The sequence below is a fragment of the Roseitalea sp. MMSF_3546 genome (assembly GCF_030732865.1).
Classification (GTDB): domain Bacteria; phylum Pseudomonadota; class Alphaproteobacteria; order Rhizobiales; family Rhizobiaceae; genus Roseitalea.
In genome coordinates this window covers 34,883-50,215 of the sequence record NZ_JASHKB010000012.1, presented here as the reverse complement: position 1 = coordinate 50,215, position 15,333 = coordinate 34,883, and the positions used below count along the sequence as shown (strand labels likewise).

Annotated in this window: 12 protein-coding genes; 5 read left to right on the top strand and 7 right to left on the bottom strand. The window is 66.8% G+C overall.

All coding sequences use genetic code 11. The features are described 5' to 3' along the window. Positions 1–153: 153 nt before the first annotated feature. The 5 genes from RBB34_RS11325 to RBB34_RS11305 form a co-directional block, all read right to left on the bottom strand. Positions 154–960, bottom strand: coding sequence for an FCD domain-containing protein (locus RBB34_RS11325; protein ID WP_306119334.1), 807 nt, complete (start codon positions 958–960; stop codon positions 154–156). Further along, a complete protein-coding gene (locus RBB34_RS11320) occupies positions 957–1,946 on the bottom strand; it encodes an oligopeptide/dipeptide ABC transporter ATP-binding protein (protein WP_306119333.1) in 990 nt (329 codons plus the stop codon). The genes RBB34_RS11325 and RBB34_RS11320 overlap by 4 nt, the downstream gene beginning before the upstream one ends. Further along, on the bottom strand, positions 1,939–3,876 hold the full coding sequence (locus RBB34_RS11315) for a dipeptide/oligopeptide/nickel ABC transporter permease/ATP-binding protein (RefSeq protein ID WP_306119332.1): 1,938 nt from the start codon (positions 3,874–3,876) through the stop codon (positions 1,939–1,941). The genes RBB34_RS11320 and RBB34_RS11315 overlap by 8 nt, the downstream gene beginning before the upstream one ends. Further along, positions 3,876–4,820: an ABC transporter permease gene (locus RBB34_RS11310; protein ID WP_306119331.1), complete on the bottom strand. Its 945-nt coding sequence runs from the start codon at positions 4,818–4,820 to the stop codon at positions 3,876–3,878. The genes RBB34_RS11315 and RBB34_RS11310 overlap by 1 nt, the downstream gene beginning before the upstream one ends. 169 nt (positions 4,821–4,989) lie before the next feature. Further along, complete coding sequence (locus tag RBB34_RS11305; protein ID WP_306119330.1) at positions 4,990–6,549, bottom strand: ABC transporter substrate-binding protein; 1,560 nt, start codon at positions 6,547–6,549, stop codon at positions 4,990–4,992. 132 nt (positions 6,550–6,681) lie between these two features. On the opposite strand from RBB34_RS11305, the gene RBB34_RS11300 reads away from it, so the two are divergent. Then, positions 6,682–7,923: a Zn-dependent hydrolase gene (locus tag RBB34_RS11300; protein WP_306119329.1), complete on the top strand. Its 1,242-nt coding sequence runs from the start codon at positions 6,682–6,684 to the stop codon at positions 7,921–7,923. On the opposite strand, the gene RBB34_RS11295 is transcribed toward RBB34_RS11300, so the two are convergent. Together RBB34_RS11295 and RBB34_RS11290 are read right to left on the bottom strand one after the other, a co-directional pair. Beyond that, positions 7,924–9,087, bottom strand: coding sequence for an osmoprotectant NAGGN system M42 family peptidase (locus RBB34_RS11295; protein WP_306119328.1), 1,164 nt, complete (start codon positions 9,085–9,087; stop codon positions 7,924–7,926). Between the two features lie 109 nt (positions 9,088–9,196). Then, a complete protein-coding gene (locus RBB34_RS11290) occupies positions 9,197–10,915 on the bottom strand; it encodes an NAD(P)/FAD-dependent oxidoreductase (RefSeq protein WP_306119390.1) in 1,719 nt (572 codons plus the stop codon). A gap of 316 nt (positions 10,916–11,231) precedes the next feature. Here RBB34_RS11290 and RBB34_RS11285 point away from each other — a divergent pair, with 316 nt between their 5' ends. From RBB34_RS11285 to RBB34_RS11270, 4 genes are all read left to right on the top strand, one after another. After that, positions 11,232–12,044, top strand: a complete 813-nt coding sequence (locus RBB34_RS11285) for an ABC transporter ATP-binding protein (RefSeq protein ID WP_306119327.1) — start codon at positions 11,232–11,234, stop codon at positions 12,042–12,044. A gap of 23 nt (positions 12,045–12,067) precedes the next feature. Next, a complete protein-coding gene (locus RBB34_RS11280) occupies positions 12,068–12,916 on the top strand; it encodes an ABC transporter permease (RefSeq protein ID WP_306119326.1) in 849 nt (282 codons plus the stop codon). Between the two features lie 65 nt (positions 12,917–12,981). After that, positions 12,982–14,151 (top strand): ABC transporter substrate-binding protein, encoded by a 1,170-nt coding sequence (locus RBB34_RS11275; RefSeq protein WP_306119325.1) that lies wholly within the window; start codon positions 12,982–12,984, stop codon positions 14,149–14,151. 83 nt (positions 14,152–14,234) lie between these two features. Next, entirely contained in the window at positions 14,235–15,320 is a 1,086-nt protein-coding gene (locus tag RBB34_RS11270; RefSeq protein ID WP_306119324.1) for a Gfo/Idh/MocA family oxidoreductase, read from the top strand. Positions 15,321–15,333 lie beyond the last annotated feature (13 nt).

Below are 15,333 nucleotides of genomic sequence, written 5' to 3'. Positions count from 1 at the left end.
CCTCCGTGTCGAGCGCATCGGCGGTTCCTGCCCACCCTTGCCGGACCGTGCCGGCCACCGTCCGGTCTCATGCCAGCATGCGGCCATGCCCGGCAAGCCCATTGCGCGGCCGATCGGTCCGGCACGGCAAGTCGCCGGCGCGGCGCCGACGGTTCAGCGATCGTCACGCTCGCCGGACGATTCGGGCCTTGTCCGCATCGCGGCGCGTTCGAGCATGTAGGCTTCCGCCTCGACCATGTGATCGTGCATCAGCGTTCGCGCCTTTTCGCTTTCGCCGGCGCGGATCGCCCGCAGCAACTGCACCTGATAATGCAGCCCCGTCCGGCGCAGGCGCGGATTGGGCTGCTGATAGATTTCCCGGCAGACCGTCATGTCGCGCAGCAGGTTCAGAAGGAAGACGGCGATGAAGCCCAACAGCTTGTTGGAGCCCATGCGCGCCAGTTCGGCGTGAAAATCGAGCTCGGCCAGGCGCTGGCGGTATTCCTCGCTGGCCGAACGGGGTTCGGCCTCGTACAGCCGCACGGTCGCCTGCAACGCCTCGAAGGCGGCGTCCGACAGCCCCTCGCGTGCCGCCAAGGCGGCCAGTTCCGGCTCGACGAACTTGCGCAGCGCATAGATGTCGGCGATCGAGGGCGGCTCGAACAGGAACAGATTGTTGAGCATGGACAGCACGTTGGTCGTGTCGACCGCGGTCACGAAGGCGCCGCCGCCTGGCCCGGTGCGCGTGGTGATCAGGCCCTGGAATTCGAGGATCGTCATCGCCTCGCGCAGCGTGCCGCGCGAGGCGCGCAGTGCCTCGTCGGCGAGCCACTCGGTCGGCACGCGGTCGCCGGGCTGAAGGTCCGACTGCATGATCTTGTCGCGGATCGCATCGGCGATCACGTCAGGCCGCTTGCGCCGCCGCGCCAGCGCCGCAGGCTGTGGAATGTGCACGATCCTGTCGCCCTGGGCGCCGGTCATGGCGCGCCATGCTCGTGCGGATGATAGCACGCCGCCCGGTGCCCGGGATCGGCCGCTTCGCCTTCGAGCGGCGGCATGGCCGTCGAACAGATCTCGGTCGCGCGCGGACAGCGCGGCACGAAGGGACACCCCGGCGGCGGATTGTAGGGATCGGGCAGTTCGGTATGGGCATCCTCGGCGCTCAGCGAGCGGCGACCCGGCGCCGGCGCCGAATTGAGCAGCAGGTGGGTATAGGGATGGCGGGGGCGGCCGAACACCGACCGGCTCGTGCCGATCTCGACGACATGGCCGAAATACATCACCGCCACGCGGTCCGAAACGCTCTCGATCACCGACAGGTCGTGGCTGATGAAAACGTAAGTGAGCCCGAACCGATCCTTCAGCCCGTCCAGGATGTTGAGCACCTGCGCCTGCACGGACACGTCGAGCGCCGAGACCGGCTCGTCGAGCACGATCAGCTTGGGATCGGCGGCGAGTGCGCGGGCGACGCCGATCCTTTGCGCCTGCCCGCCGGAGAATTCGTGCGGATAGCGGTCGAGGAAGGACGGCGCCAGATTGACCGCGCCCATCAACTCCTCGAGGCGCTCTCTGCGGCCCGCCGCATCGAGATCGGTCAGGTGTTTCAGCGGCGCTTCGAGGATCGTGCGGATCGTCTTGCGCGGATTGAGCGAGGCGACCGGATCCTGGAACACATACTGCACGTCGCGCGACAGGCGCCTGAGGTCGCGGCCCGCCTCGGCGGCGAGATCGCGCCCGTCGAACGTGATGCGCCCGCCCGTGGGTGCATCCAGCCCGACGATCATGCGCGCCAGGGTCGACTTGCCGCAGCCCGATTCGCCGACCACGCCCAGCGTCTCGCCGGGCTGAACGTCGAGCGAGACGTCCTGAACGGCGTGGACGGCCGGTCTGGGCTGGCCGAACAGCGTGCGGCCGCCGCCGAAGGTCTTGTCGACGCCCTCGATGGTCAGAAGCGCGCCCTCACTCATCGCCATCCTCCGTCAGCGGGTAAAGGCAGCGCACGGTGCGGCCGTCGCCCAGTTCGGTCAGCCCGATCGGCGCGGCGCGGCAGGTGTCCCTGGCGCGCGGGCAGCGCGGCGCGAAGGCGCAGCCCTTGGGCAGATCGTTGACCATGGGCGGACGCCCCTCGATGGCGTCGAGCCGGCGGTCCGGTTCACCGAGAACGGGCACGCAATCGATCAGCTTGGCGGTGTAGGGGTGCGCGGGCGAGGACAGGATCTGCTCGGTCGTGCCGGTCTCGACGAACTGGCCCGCATACATCACCGCCACGCGGTCGCAGATCGCCGAAACGACGCCGAAATCATGGGTGATGAACAGCACGCCCGTGTCGCGCTCGGCGCGCAGCGTGTCGAGCAGCGACAGCACCTGCGCCTGCACCGTCACGTCGAGCGCGGTGGTCGGCTCGTCGGCGATGATCACCTTGGCATCGTGGGCCAGCGCCATGGCGATGCACACGCGCTGGCGCATGCCGCCGGACAGTTCGTGCGGATAGGCCTTCAGGCGCTCGGCCGGATTGGGGATGCGCACGGTCCTGAGCAGTTCTTCGGCCTTGCGGCGCGCCGCCGATTTCGCGACCGGCTCGTGCGCCCTGATCGCCTCGACGAGCTGGTCGCCCACCGTGAACAGCGGGTGCAGCGTCGACAGCGGATCCTGGAAGACGTGGCTGACGGCCGAGCCGCGCAGCTGGCGGATCCGTTCATCGGATGCCGAGAACAGGTCCTCGCCCTCGAGCAGCGCCACGCCGCCGGTTATGCGTCCGGGCGGGGTCGGCACCAGCCCCATGATCGACATGGCCGAGACCGACTTGCCCGAGCCCGATTCGCCGACGATCCCGAGGCACTCGCCCTTGCCGACACGCATGTCGACGCCGCCGACGGCCTTGAACACCTCGCCGCCGATATGGAACTCGGTCCGCAGCTCGCGCACGTCCAGCACGGCCGCCGGATCGGGCGCGGCATCGGGCACCAGCCCCTGGCGCGTCACGGCGGTACGGGCGACCGGCCGCGACAGCGCGCCGGACTTCAGGCGCGGGTCGAGCACGTCGCGCACCCCGTCGCCGAGCAGATTGATGCTCATGACGAGCACGAAGATCATCAGGCCGGGAATGATCGACACATGCGGCGCGGTGAACAGGATCTTGCGGCCATCGCCGAGCATCGAGCCCAGATCGGCCTGCGGCGGCTGCGCGCCAAGGCCGAGGAACGACAGGCCCGCCGTCTCCAGGATCATCCAGCCGACCGTGGTCGACATGGTGATCACGATCACCGGCAGCACGTTCGGCAGCACCTCGATGAACAGGATCTGCGCATTGGACTTGCCCGAAAGACGCGCCGCGTCGACGAATTCGCGCCTGGCAAGGCCCAGCGTGATGCCGCGAATGTTGCGGGCAAAGAACGGGATGTTGACGATGGCGATCGCGTAGAGCGCGTTCAGGAGCCCCGGCCCGAGCACGGCGACGATGGCGAGCGCGAGCAGGATGTAGGGAAAGGCCATGACCATGTCGATGCCGCGCATCAGCACGGTGTCGATGCGCCCGCCCGCATAGCCGGCGACCAGCCCGATCAGCGAGCCGAAGAAGGCGGCGATCAGCGTCGCCGAAATGCCGACGAGCAGGCTGACGCGGGTGCCCCAGATCAGCCGCGAGAGAATGTCGCGGCCGAGCGCGTCGGTGCCGAGCAGATGGCCCTCTGAGAGCGGGCGCAGCAGGCGATTGGCCGGCGCCGTCACGTTCGGGTCGGCCAGCGGCAGGATGGGAGCGGCAAGCGCGATCAGCACGATGGCGGCAAGCACGACCAGCCCGCCGGTGGCGAGCGTGTTGTTGAGCAGAAGGCGCGTGGCGCTCGGCCGGCCGGAGGCCTTTCTGGCGGGCTGGATCGGGGCGCTTTCGACGGCGGTCATCAGCGCAGCCTCGGATCGAGGATGGTCTGGACGACGTCGGCGGCCAGATTGAACAGTACATAGGCGGCGGCGACGACGAGCACGCCGCCCTGCACGAGCAACAGGTCGCGCGTCGAAATGGCGGTGACCAGCATCGAGCCGATGCCGGGCCACTGGAAGACGGTCTCGATATAGACCGCCCCGCCGAGCACGAAGCCGGCCTGGATGCCGATCACCGGGATGACGGTGACGAGCGCGGCCTTGAAGGCGTGCTTGTAGATGACCGAGCGTTCGGTGACGCCCTTGGCGCGCGCGGTGCGGATGAAGTCCTGGCGCAGCACTTCGAGCATCGCCGTGCGCGTCAGCCGGGCGATGACGCCGGTGGCGACCACGGCGAGCGTCAGCGCGGGCAGGAACAGATGGTGCAGAAGATCCGGCAGGTCGCCGCCGCCGAATATCGAATACATGCCCGATGCGGGAAACCAGCGCAGATTGACCGCAAAGACCAGGATCAGCAGCAGGCCGAGCCAGAAGGAAGGGATCGAGATTCCGATCAGGACGACGAAGGTGATCGCCTTGTCGGCCCAGCCATACTGGCGCACGGCCGAGATGACGCCGGCGATCAGGCCGAGCACCGAGCACAAAACGAGCGCGGTGCCGGCGAGGATCAGCGTGGCGTTGAAGCGCTCGAGCACGATGTCGAGCACCGGCCGGTTCTGCATGTAGGAGCGGCCCAGATCGCCCTGGAAGAGGTTGCCCAGCCAGATGAAGTATTGCTGGACCAGCGGCTTGTCGAGGCCGAGGTCGCGGTTGAGCTTTTCGACGTTTTCGGGAGTGGCGAAATTGCCAAGGATCGCCTGGGCCGGATCGCCGGGGATCAGCGCCATGATGGCGAAGACGATCACCGTCAGCCCGAACAGGACGGGGATCGCGGCGAGCAGACGCTTGGCGATATAGGCGATCATGTTGGCTCCGCTACTGTCCGCCCGCAGACGTCATCCCGGGACTTGATCCCGGGATCCATTGTGGCGGCGCCTCGTGTGGATTCCGGGGTCAAGCCCCGGAATGACGTGCGCGTATGCGCAATGACGTCCGCGTTCGGGCGGATATCGCCGCATGAGGCGGCCTTGGCGCCTATTGCGGCTTGGCGACGTCCTGCAGCATCAGGAGGAAGGACGGCTGCAGCTTGAAGTCCTCGACCTCGTCCTTGGTCACCGCGTTCTGCTTCCAGTTGGCCACGAACACCCAGGGCGCGTCCTCCTGCACGATCTCCTGCACCTGCTTGTAGAGCTCGGCACGTTCGGACTGGTCGGTTGCCCGGCGCGCTTCTTCGAGAAGCCGGTCGACCTCCTCGTTGGAGTAGTAGCCCGAGTTGAAGCCGCCCTCCTCGGGCCAGGCCTCGGTGCGCAGCGCCAGGAAGGGCAGCGTGTCGGGATCGTTGGTCATCCAGGCCATCTCGGCCATGTCCGCCTTGCCTTCCAGGCCCGGATTCACGCGTCCCAGGAAGGTGTTCCACTCATAGGTCTCGATCTCGACATCCATGCCGACCGCTTCGAGATCGGCCTGGATCGCGGTGCCCATGGCGACCGGATCGAGCATGCCCGAGCCGCCCTCGGTGACGTAGAACGTGACCGTCTCGCCGTCATAGCCGGCTTCCTCGAGCAATTCGCGCGCCCGCTCGGGATCGTGCGGATAGGGCTCCAGATCCTCGTTATAGGCCCAGGCGAAGGCCGGCGGGATCGGGCCGGCGGCCACTTCGGCGGTGCCTTGCAGGATGTTCTCGACGATCGCCGTCTTGTCGATGGCGTAGTTGGCGGCCTGGCGCACCGCCTGGTCCGTGAACGGGCCTTCCTTCATGTTCAGGATCAGGAACCAGACGTGCGGGCCGGCCTGTTCGTAGACGTTGAAATCGTCGGTGTCGCGGAACTGGGCCAGGCTGTCCGGCGGCACCTCGACCATCACGTCGATGCCGCCCGAGAGCATCTCGGCGATGCGCGTGTTGGCGTCGTTGATCGGCCGGTAGACGATGCCCTCGAGATCGGGCGCGCCGTCCCACCAGTCGGGATTGCGCTGCACGGTGACCTGGGTGTTGGGCTCCCACTCGACGAACGAATAGGCGCCGGTGCCGGACGGATTGCGGCCGAAATCTTCGCCATGCTCCATCACCGCCGCCGGCGAGACGATCAGGCCCGTCGGATAGGCCAGGTTCGACAGGAACGGCGCATAGGGCTCGCCAAGCCGGAACTCGACGGTGAACTCGTCGATGACATTGACCTCCTCGACCGCCGAGAAGAAGAAGGCCAGCGGGAACGGACCGGTGTCGTGATAGGGGTGGTCCTCGTCGAGCATGCGGTCGAAATTGAACTTCACCGCCTCGGCGTTGAAGGGCGTGCCGTCATGGAAGGTCACGTCCTCGCGCAGGGTGAAGGTGTAGACCGTGCCGTCCTCGGAGATTTCCCAGCTCTCGGCGAGCGAGGGCTCGGGCTCCAGCGTGCCGTCCTTGTAGCGGGTCAGCCCGTCATAAAGGTTCACCAGGATGCGGAAGTCGTTGACCGCCGTCACCGCATGCGGGTCCAGCGACTTGGGCTCGGCGATCTGCCCGACCACCAGCACGTTGGGCGGCGTTTGCGCCAATGCTGGCGCGGCAAGACTGAGTGACGCGGCGGCGACCGCCGCTGCCAGAAAACGCTTCATGGCACTCTCCCTGTTTTTCCGGCCCTATTAATCCGGAGAATTTTGCCATATGCAAGAATTTATTATGATCAATTCATCGTCACAGCCCGTCCGCAACGCTTGCAGGTTCTGCCGGCAGGGCACTGCGCCGGCATGAGCGAGAACGCCCCGACCATCGACCCGGCCCGGCTTCGGGCGCTGCTCGACGGCGTCAACCGCTTCGGTTTCAACCCCGAAACGGGCGGCTACAACCGGATCGGCTTTTGCGACGCCGACACGGCCGTGCGCGCGTGGTTCGCCGAACGGATGCGCGCCGACGGGCTCGCCGTGCATCGCGACGCGGTCGGCAACGTGATCGGCCGCTTCGGTCCGGCCGAGGGGCCCTGCGTGATGGCCGGCTCGCATCTGGACACCGTGCCCGAGGGCGGTGCCTTCGACGGTGCGCTCGGCGTATGCGTGGCGCTCGAATGCGTCCGGGCGCTGCGCGATGCCGGCATTGCGCCGCAGCTGGCCGTCGAAGTGGTGGCCACCGCCGAGGAGGAAGGCCGCTTCGGCGGAATGCTCGGCTCGCAGGCCATCGCCGGCATCGTCGATTCGGCCTGGTTCCACGCCGCGACCGACAGTGACGGCGTCAGGCTGACCGACGCGATGGCCGAACAGGGGCTCGAGCCGGAGCGCTATGGCGAGGCGGCCCGAACCCCCGATCAGGTGCGCGCCTTCATCGAACTGCATGTCGAGCAGGGCCCGCTGCTGGAAGGTGCCGGAACGCCCGTGGGCATCGCGACGGCCGTCTCGGGCGTGTGCAATCTCGAGATCACGCTCGACGGCCAGGCCAATCATTCAGGCACCACGCCCATGGCCATGCGCGCCGACGCCTTTGCCGGGCTGGCCGAGGCGGCCGCCGCCATCGAGGAGATCATCGCCGCGCGGGGCACCGCGCAGAGCCGTGTCACCATCGGCAAGGTGGCGCTGTCGCCCAATTTCGCCCACACCATTGCCGGCCGCGCCGTGTTTTCGGTGATCGTCCGCGACACCGACGAATCGGTGATGTGCGCGCTGCGCGACAGCCTGCTCGACCGCATCCACCGGGCCGCCGGCCGGCACCGACTCACCGTCGCCGTCCAGCAAAAAAGCTGGATCGCGCCGATCGCGCTCGATCCTGGGCTTCAGGATCTGCTGGCCGAAGAGGGCGCGCGCCTTGGCATCGAGACGCTGCGCATGCCCTCGGGCGCCGGCCACGACGCCCAGACCATGCAGGCGCTGTGCCCGTCGGCGCTCGTCTTCGTGCCAAGCCGCGGCGGCATCAGCCATGCGCCCGCCGAATGGACCGACTGGGCCGACATAGAAAAGGGCGCACGGATCATGCTGGCGGCGCTGACCCGGCTCACGCGATAGCTATTCCTCCAGTTCCTCGTCCTCGATCTCCGGCGACAGGTTCTGGTCGGCCTCGTCCAGCGGCTGGCGCGTGAAGCCTTTGACGTCGCCGCTTTCCTCGAAGTCGCGCGGGATCTTGACCGGGCTGAGCGCGTAGGCGGTGATCAGTTCGGCCAGCGAGCGCAGGGCGTGGGTGTGGATGCGCTCATAGCCATGGCTGGCATCGACGCCGAAGGTGATCAGCGCGCTGCGCACATCGGCGCCCGCCTCGATGGCGCTCGCCGAATCCGAGCGGTAGTAGCGGAAGATATCCCTTTGATAGCGGATGTCGTTGTCCTCGCACAGCTCGACCAGCTTCTTGGTCAGATGGAAGTCGAACGGGCCGGTCTGGTCGGCCATGCCGATTGTCACGCCGAACTCGTCCGAGTTCTGCCCCGGCGCGGAGGTGCCGTTGTCGACGGTGATCATCGAGGCGACGTTGTGGGTGAGCACGGACGAGGCGCCCACGCCCACCTCCTCGGCGATTGTGAACAGCCAGTGCACGTCGACGGGGGTGTCGACGCCCTCCTCCTGCATTGCCTTGAGCGCGGCGAGCATCACCGCCACGCCCGCCTTGTTGTCCAGATGCCGCGAGATGATGAAGCCGTTGTCGAGAAACTCGGGCAGCGGATCGATGGCCACGATATCGCCGATGCCGATGCCGAGCCGTTCCAGATCGTCCCGGTTTCGCGCCAGCGCATCGATGCGCATTTCCACGAACTCCCAGCCCACCGGCATGGTGTCGACCTCGTCATTGAAGGTGTGCCCGGATGCCTTGAGCGGCAGGATGGTGCCGCGATAGGCGCCCTCCCCTGCAAAGACGGTGGCCCGCGCCCCTTCGGCGAAGCGCGCCGACCAGTGGCCGATCGGCACCAGTTCGGCGCGGCCATTGTCCTTGAGCATCTTGATCTGTGCACCCAGCGTGTCCAGGTGCGAGACGATGGCGCGCGCGCCGCGCTCCTCCCGGCCGTGCCGGATCGCCCGGATCGCCCCGCGCCGGGTCAGTTCCACCGTCAGTCCCAGCCGCGTCAGCTCGCTCGTGACCTTGCGGACGATGGTGTCGGTGTAGCCGGTCGGGCTGGGGATCCTGAGCAGCGTATCGAGCGTCGACAGCAGATATTCGTGGTCGATATGCAGGCGGGCCATGCCGGAATGTCTCCGAAAACCGCGCGCCGGATGCGCGCCTGCGGCAGCTACCGGCAGGCCGGCCGGCAAGTCAACCGGGCGCTTGCAGTACGGGCGCTGCCCGCCGGCGCTATCCCGGCGCGCCGTGGACCGGTGTCGGAATGCCCTCCATGCGCGCCTTGATCTGCAGCGCGACGAACCGCGAGTAAAAGCGCGACAGCGCAAGATTGCCGCCATGGATCCACAGGTCCGGCTGGGCGGTGGGCTTCCACATGTTGCGCAATTCGCCCTTCCACGGCCCGCGATCGCCGGCGACCCCCGAACCGAGCCCCCAGACCGGGCCGATCCTTTCGGCGACATCGCGCGAGACGAGCTCCGCGATGGTCTCCTGCAGCATGTGATAGCCGGTGCAGGCGATCACGACATCGGCGTCCAGTTCGCCGCCATCGCTCAGAACCACCCCGCCCGGGGTCAGTCGCTCCACCGCAACGCCGCTGCGCACGGCGATCTCGCCCCTGATGATCAGATCGGACGTGCCGACATCGATGTAGTAGCCCGAGCCGGTCCGGTACGCCTTCATCATCAGCCCGGTCTCGTCCTCGCCGAAATCGACGGCGAAGCCGGCCGCCGCCAGCCCCTCGTAAAAGGCCGCGTCGCGTTGCCGGATCCGGTCGCAGAGCGCCCTTTGTCCGGGCGGCAGCATGGCATAGGGCATCGAGGCGGCCTGAAGATCGGCCATCTCGTGGGTCAGTCCGCGCTCGAGCGCCTCCTGCGAATAGTCCGCAAAGCCGAGCTCCATCAGCGTTTCGGACCTGACGACCGTGGTCGGCGAGCGCTGGACCATGGTCACCTGGGCGCCCGCTTCCCACAGGTTTCCGGCGACGTCATGGGCCGAACTCGCCGCACCGATCACCACGCATCGCCTGCCGGCGAAATCGGCACCGTCGCGATACTGGCTCGAATGGATGAACGTACCGCCGAACGTGTCGGCGCCGGGCAGATCGATCATCCTGGGCGGACCGTAGACCCCGGTGGCGAAGACGATCTGGCGCGGCCGCAGCGTGACCGGCGCACCCTCGCGCTCGACCTTGACGGTCCACTCGCCCCTCGCCGCGTCGTACTGCGCCGACCGGCACGTCGCACCGGTCCAGTAGTTCAGCTCCATCACCCTGACATACATCTCCAGCCAGTCGGCGAGCTTGTCCTTGGGCGCGAAGACCGGCCAGTGGTCGGGAAACGGGATATAGGGCAGATGGTCGTACCAGACTGGATCGTGCAGGACGAGCGATCGGTAGCGGTGCCGCCAGCTGTCGCCGGCGCGCGCGTTGCGCTCGACGATGATCGTCGGCACGCCGAGCATGCGCAGCCGCGCGCCGAGCGCGATGCCGCCCTGCCCGCCGCCGACGATCACGCAATAGGGCTGCTCGCTGTAGCCCAGCCTGCGCGCTTCGTCCTGGCGCTCCTCCAGCCAGGTGCGCCGGTTCGCGAACGCGCCGTGCTTGACGCCCTTGGGCCGGCGCGCGCCTGTCGGCTCCTCATGGCCGGCAAGCGCATCCATCGCCGTGAACAGGCTGACGCAGAGCCCCCCGCGCAGCCGCATCATGCCCTGGCAGCGGGCCGCGGCGGTGTCGAAATCGAACCAGGCCTCGACGAACCCGTCGCGTTCGCGAGCACCCGAACGCAGCCGCCAGTTGCGCGGCGCGGTGCCCGCCAGCGTCGCCTCGAGCATGTCGGCGATCGCGGCTCGGCCCTCCATGGTCCTTATGTTCCAGGTGAAGCTGAGTAGGTCGCGCCAATAGCAGGTCTGGGCAAACAGCGCGGTCACCGCCGCGATATCGGCCCCGGCCATGGCACCGGAGAACCGCTCCAGCCACCGTGCCGCCGCACCGGCCGGATCGATGCCCTTGCGCAATTGCGGCTCGCTCACTGGGCGCCTCCCCTGCCCATTTGACCGCCAGCCCGACAGGAACGGGCCGATTTCGGCCTTCAGCGACAAATATGTAGGAAAATGACATGCCGATCAAGCCAGAAAAGCAACGGCAGATCATTGGCTTATACAAAGACGATAAATTGATCCCGATGAAATTCAGCAATCGCTTGACACCGACGTAGGATAGTTACACACTTTTCCTCTACGGGACACGCAGCCCCGGATCGAGGCACCGATGAAGTCACCAAGGGCCGAGCCGGCCAAGCTTGGCATCCATGCGGCGACCAAGGTCTACCAGACCGCCTCCGGCGATCTTCTGGCGCTGGACGGGTGTGAACTGGCCATCGGCAAGAACGAGATCGTCTCGATCGTCGGCCCGTCCGGCTGCGGCAAGACCACGCTGTTGTGGTCCATGTCGGGCCTGCATCGTCTGACCAGCGGCCAGATCACGCTCGACGGCGAACCGATCACCGGCCCGCACCCCGATATCAGCCTGGTCTTTCAGGACGCCAACCTGCTGCCCTGGCGCAATCTCGACGCCAACATCAATTTTCCCTTCGAGATCAAGGGCACCCGCCCCGACAGGGCATGGATCGAGCATCTGCTTCACCAGGTCGGCCTGGAGGGGTTCGGCGGCAAGTATCCGCGCGAACTCTCCGGCGGCATGCAGCAGCGCGCCGCCATGGTGCGAGCGCTCTCGCTCAAGCCCTCGGTGCTGCTGATGGACGAGCCGTTCGGCGCGCTCGACAGCTTCACCCGCGAGGAGATGAACCGTCTGGTCGAGGACATCTGGCTGGATTCGCCGACCACGATCGTCTTCATCACCCATTCGGTCGAGGAAGCGGTGTTCCTGTCCGACCGCGTCGTCGTGCTCACGCCGCGTCCGGGCAAGGTGGCGAGCGAGTATCGCGTGCCGTTCGAGCGGCCGCGCACGCTGGAGATCATGGCGACCAGGGAAGTCTTCGACCTGACCAACGCCATCAAGATGGACATTGTCGGCGGCCGCGTGCGCAAGGAGCGCAGCCGCACCGCCGAGGCGGCCGCCTGAAGCGGCCAGAAAGGGGCGAACCCGTGAGCGATGCCGACGCCATTCCCGAGTTCCGCAAGGCCGGCAGCGGCGGCAGCGACAAGGTCAGCCTGACCAATCTTTCGGCCTTTTCCAGCGGCATCGGCGCCACCACGCGGCGCGAGGTCATCGCCATCATCGCCGTGGCGGTCATCGTCATCGGCGGCATCGAAATCGCCCTGCGCGCCTTTGCCGTGCCCGAATACATCATGCCCACGCCGAGCGCGATCATCGCCGCGCTCTTCACCGAATTTCCGCTGATCGCCCCGCATCTGGGCCACACTCTGTTCCAGCTCGTGTGCGGCTTTGCCATCGGCTCGACCGTGGGGCTGATCCTGGCGGCGACGATCACCCAGTTCCCCTTCGTCGAAAAGATCGTCGCGCCCTACATACTCATCCTCGTCACCACGCCGATGCTGGCGCTGGTGCCGCTCCTGATCCTCAATTTCGGCTTCGGCTACACGCCGCGCATCATCGCCGTCGCCCTCGCCTCGGGTCCGATGGTGATGATCAACGCGGCCACCGGCTTCCGCCGCGTCGACAGCGCCAAGATCGCGCTCGCCCGCTCCTACGGCGCCAGCACGCTGCAGATCTTCTGGAAGGTGCGCGCGCCCATGGCCCTGCCGATGATCCTGGTCGGGCTGATGATCGGAGCGATCTTCGGCCTTCTGACCACGGTCGGCGCGGAGATGGTCGGCGGCGGCTTCGGCCTTGGCAACCGGCTGACCAGCTATTCGTCGATGATCCAGATGCCGCAATTCTTCGCCGTGGTGCTGATCCTGTCGATCCTCGGCATCCTGATCTACGTCACCTTCTTCCTAATCGGAAAGAAATGGGCGAGCTGGGAGGCGTGAGCGAGGCCGCCGGCCAGACAGTCGACCAAGTGCACAATGGACCACGAGCAAACAGGGGAAACGCCATGAAAAAGACGATTGCGACGACCGCCGGGCTTCCGATGAACCGGCGTTATTTCCTTCAGGTGACCGGCGCCGGCGTCGTCACCGCCTCGGCGCTGGGCGCCGGCGGGCTGGTCGGCCCGGCCCGCGCCGAGCCCTACGACACCTTCACCTGGATCTCGCCGCGCGGCACGCTCGAGGTGCTCGACGACTATCCCTACTGGACGGCGCTGCGCGAAGGCTATTTCGGCGATCTGGACACCGAGATGCAGCCCGGCCCGTCCGACGGCACGGCGACGGTCAAGTTCGTCGATGTCGGCCAGGCCGATATGGGCTTTCCCTCGCCGGGCGTGTTCTCCTTTGCCATCGAGAACGGCATGAACCTCAAATCGGTCTTCCACATGGGCGCGCTCGACACCTTCTCGATCGCTTTCCGCAAGGGCGAAGGTTCGTCCGACCTCAAATGGCTCGAGGGCAAGACCATGCTGCTCGGCTCGGCCGCCTGGCAGTCCATCGTCGACCCGATGCTTGCCGCGCAAGGGGTCGACGTCTCCAAGGTCAATTATCTCGAAGCGGGCTGGCCGGTCTGGGGCACGGCGCTGTCGCAGGGCCAGGGCGATGCGGCGCTGTCCTGGGAGGGCCTGCGCGCCGAATGGATCGCCACGGGCCTGGAATTCGACTACTGGCTGGGCGTGCAGAACTCGCCGCTGCCCGCCAACACCTTCGTCGTGCGCGCCGAGGATCTGGATGACCCCGACCGCCGCTCCTTCCTCGAGGAATATCTGCGCGGCTGGGCCATGGGCCTTGAATTCGGCCACCACAATCCGCGCGCGGCGGTCGAGGCGGTCTTCGACCAGTTCCCCTCGCTCGCCAGCAATGTCGGCCCGGAGCTGGGCACCACCTCGATCCTGCAGCAGATGAACGTGTTCCGCGGCAATATGGACGAGCGCGAGGGCTGGGGCTGGCACGACATGGCAAGCTGGCAGCAGTTCTTCGACCTGATCCACGAGATCGGCCAGGTTTCCGAGCCCGTCAATGCCGACGACGTGATCACAAACGATCTGATCGGCCCGGCCAACGATTTCGACCACGACAAGGTCAAGGCCGACGCCGAAGCCTATGAACTGTCGGACGAATTCGCCGCACTCGACATCGAGCAGATCCGCGCAAACCTGTTCGCCGACGCAATCTGAGGCGGCGCACCGAACGCCGACCGCCCGGGCCGCCGCCGCGCGGCCCGGCACGACACCGCAATCAAAAGGGGGGGACGACCGACATGCCCGACAAGATCAGGATCCTGGTGATCGGCCTTGGCAATATGGGGACCTCGCACGCCAGCGCCTATCACCGCAATGACGGTTTCGAGATCGTCGGGCTGATGAGCCGGACCATCAAGTCGAAGACGATCCCCGACGAACTGGCCGGCTATCCGCTCTACGAGGATCTCGACCAGGCCCTTGCCGAAACCAGGCCCGATGCGGTGTCGATCAATTCCTGGCCCAACACCCATGCCGAATACGCGCTCAAGGCGATCAACGAGCACAACTGCCATGTGTTCATGGAAAAGCCGATCGCCACCAATATCGAGGACGCCGAAAAGGTGGTCGCCGCCGCGCGCGAAAGGAACCGCAAGCTCGTGCTGGGCTACATTCTGCGCGTCCATCCCTCCTGGATCAAGTTCATCGAGGTCGGCAGGACGCTCGGCAAGCCGCTGGTGATGCGGCTCAACCTCAACCAGCAGTCAAGCGGCGATGCCTGGCACTGGCACAAGAACCTGATCGACTCGCTGATCCCGATCGTCGATTGCGGCGTGCACTATGTCGATGTCATGTGCCAGCTCACCGGCGCCAGGCCGGTGCGCGTGCACGGCATCGGCGCCAAACTGTGGGCCGAGGCCGACAAGCAGAACTACGGCCATCTGCACGTGAGCTTCGATGACGGCTCGGTCGGCTGGTACGAGGCCGGCTGGGGTCCGATGATGTCCGAGGAGGCATTCTTCGTCAAAGACGTCGTCGGCCCGAACGGGGCGGTGACGATCGTGCCCGACCAGAGCGCGCGCCAGGGCACGGACCTGTCGGATTCCGCCGACATCGACAAGCACACCAAGACCGATGCGATCCGCCTGCATCACGCCGGGGTCGACCCGCAGACCAAGAATTTCACCACGCCCGACGAAATCATGAGCATGGAAGACGAGCCCGATCACCAGGAGCTTTGCGACCGCGAGCAGGACTTCTTCCTCAAGGCGATCCGCGACGATCTGGACCTGGGCGAATCCATGGACGCGGCGGTCAACTCGCTGCGCATCGTGCTCGCGGCCGAACGGAGCATCATCGAGGAGCGCGCCATCGCGCTCCAATGATGGCGCCGGCGCC

What these genes read in the sequence shown, in the direction of transcription:
- RBB34_RS11325 (WP_306119334.1), bottom strand. Translation starts at nt 960, where the DNA reads ATGACCGGCGCCCAGGGCGACAGGATCGTGCACATTCCACAGCCTGCG.
- RBB34_RS11320 (WP_306119333.1), bottom strand. Translation starts at nt 1,946, where the DNA reads ATGAGTGAGGGCGCGCTTCTGACCATCGAGGGCGTCGACAAGACCTTC.
- RBB34_RS11315 (WP_306119332.1), bottom strand. Translation starts at nt 3,876, where the DNA reads ATGACCGCCGTCGAAAGCGCCCCGATCCAGCCCGCCAGAAAGGCCTCC.
- RBB34_RS11310 (WP_306119331.1), bottom strand. Translation starts at nt 4,820, where the DNA reads ATGATCGCCTATATCGCCAAGCGTCTGCTCGCCGCGATCCCCGTCCTG.
- RBB34_RS11305 (WP_306119330.1), bottom strand. Translation starts at nt 6,549, where the DNA reads ATGAAGCGTTTTCTGGCAGCGGCGGTCGCCGCCGCGTCACTCAGTCTT.
- RBB34_RS11300 (WP_306119329.1), top strand. Translation starts at nt 6,682, where the DNA reads ATGAGCGAGAACGCCCCGACCATCGACCCGGCCCGGCTTCGGGCGCTG.
- RBB34_RS11295 (WP_306119328.1), bottom strand. Translation starts at nt 9,087, where the DNA reads ATGGCCCGCCTGCATATCGACCACGAATATCTGCTGTCGACGCTCGAT.
- RBB34_RS11290 (WP_306119390.1), bottom strand. Translation starts at nt 10,915, where the DNA reads ATGGCCGGGGCCGATATCGCGGCGGTGACCGCGCTGTTTGCCCAGACC.
- RBB34_RS11285 (WP_306119327.1), top strand. Translation starts at nt 11,232, where the DNA reads ATGAAGTCACCAAGGGCCGAGCCGGCCAAGCTTGGCATCCATGCGGCG.
- RBB34_RS11275 (WP_306119325.1), top strand. Translation starts at nt 12,982, where the DNA reads ATGAAAAAGACGATTGCGACGACCGCCGGGCTTCCGATGAACCGGCGT.
- RBB34_RS11270 (WP_306119324.1), top strand. Translation starts at nt 14,235, where the DNA reads ATGCCCGACAAGATCAGGATCCTGGTGATCGGCCTTGGCAATATGGGG.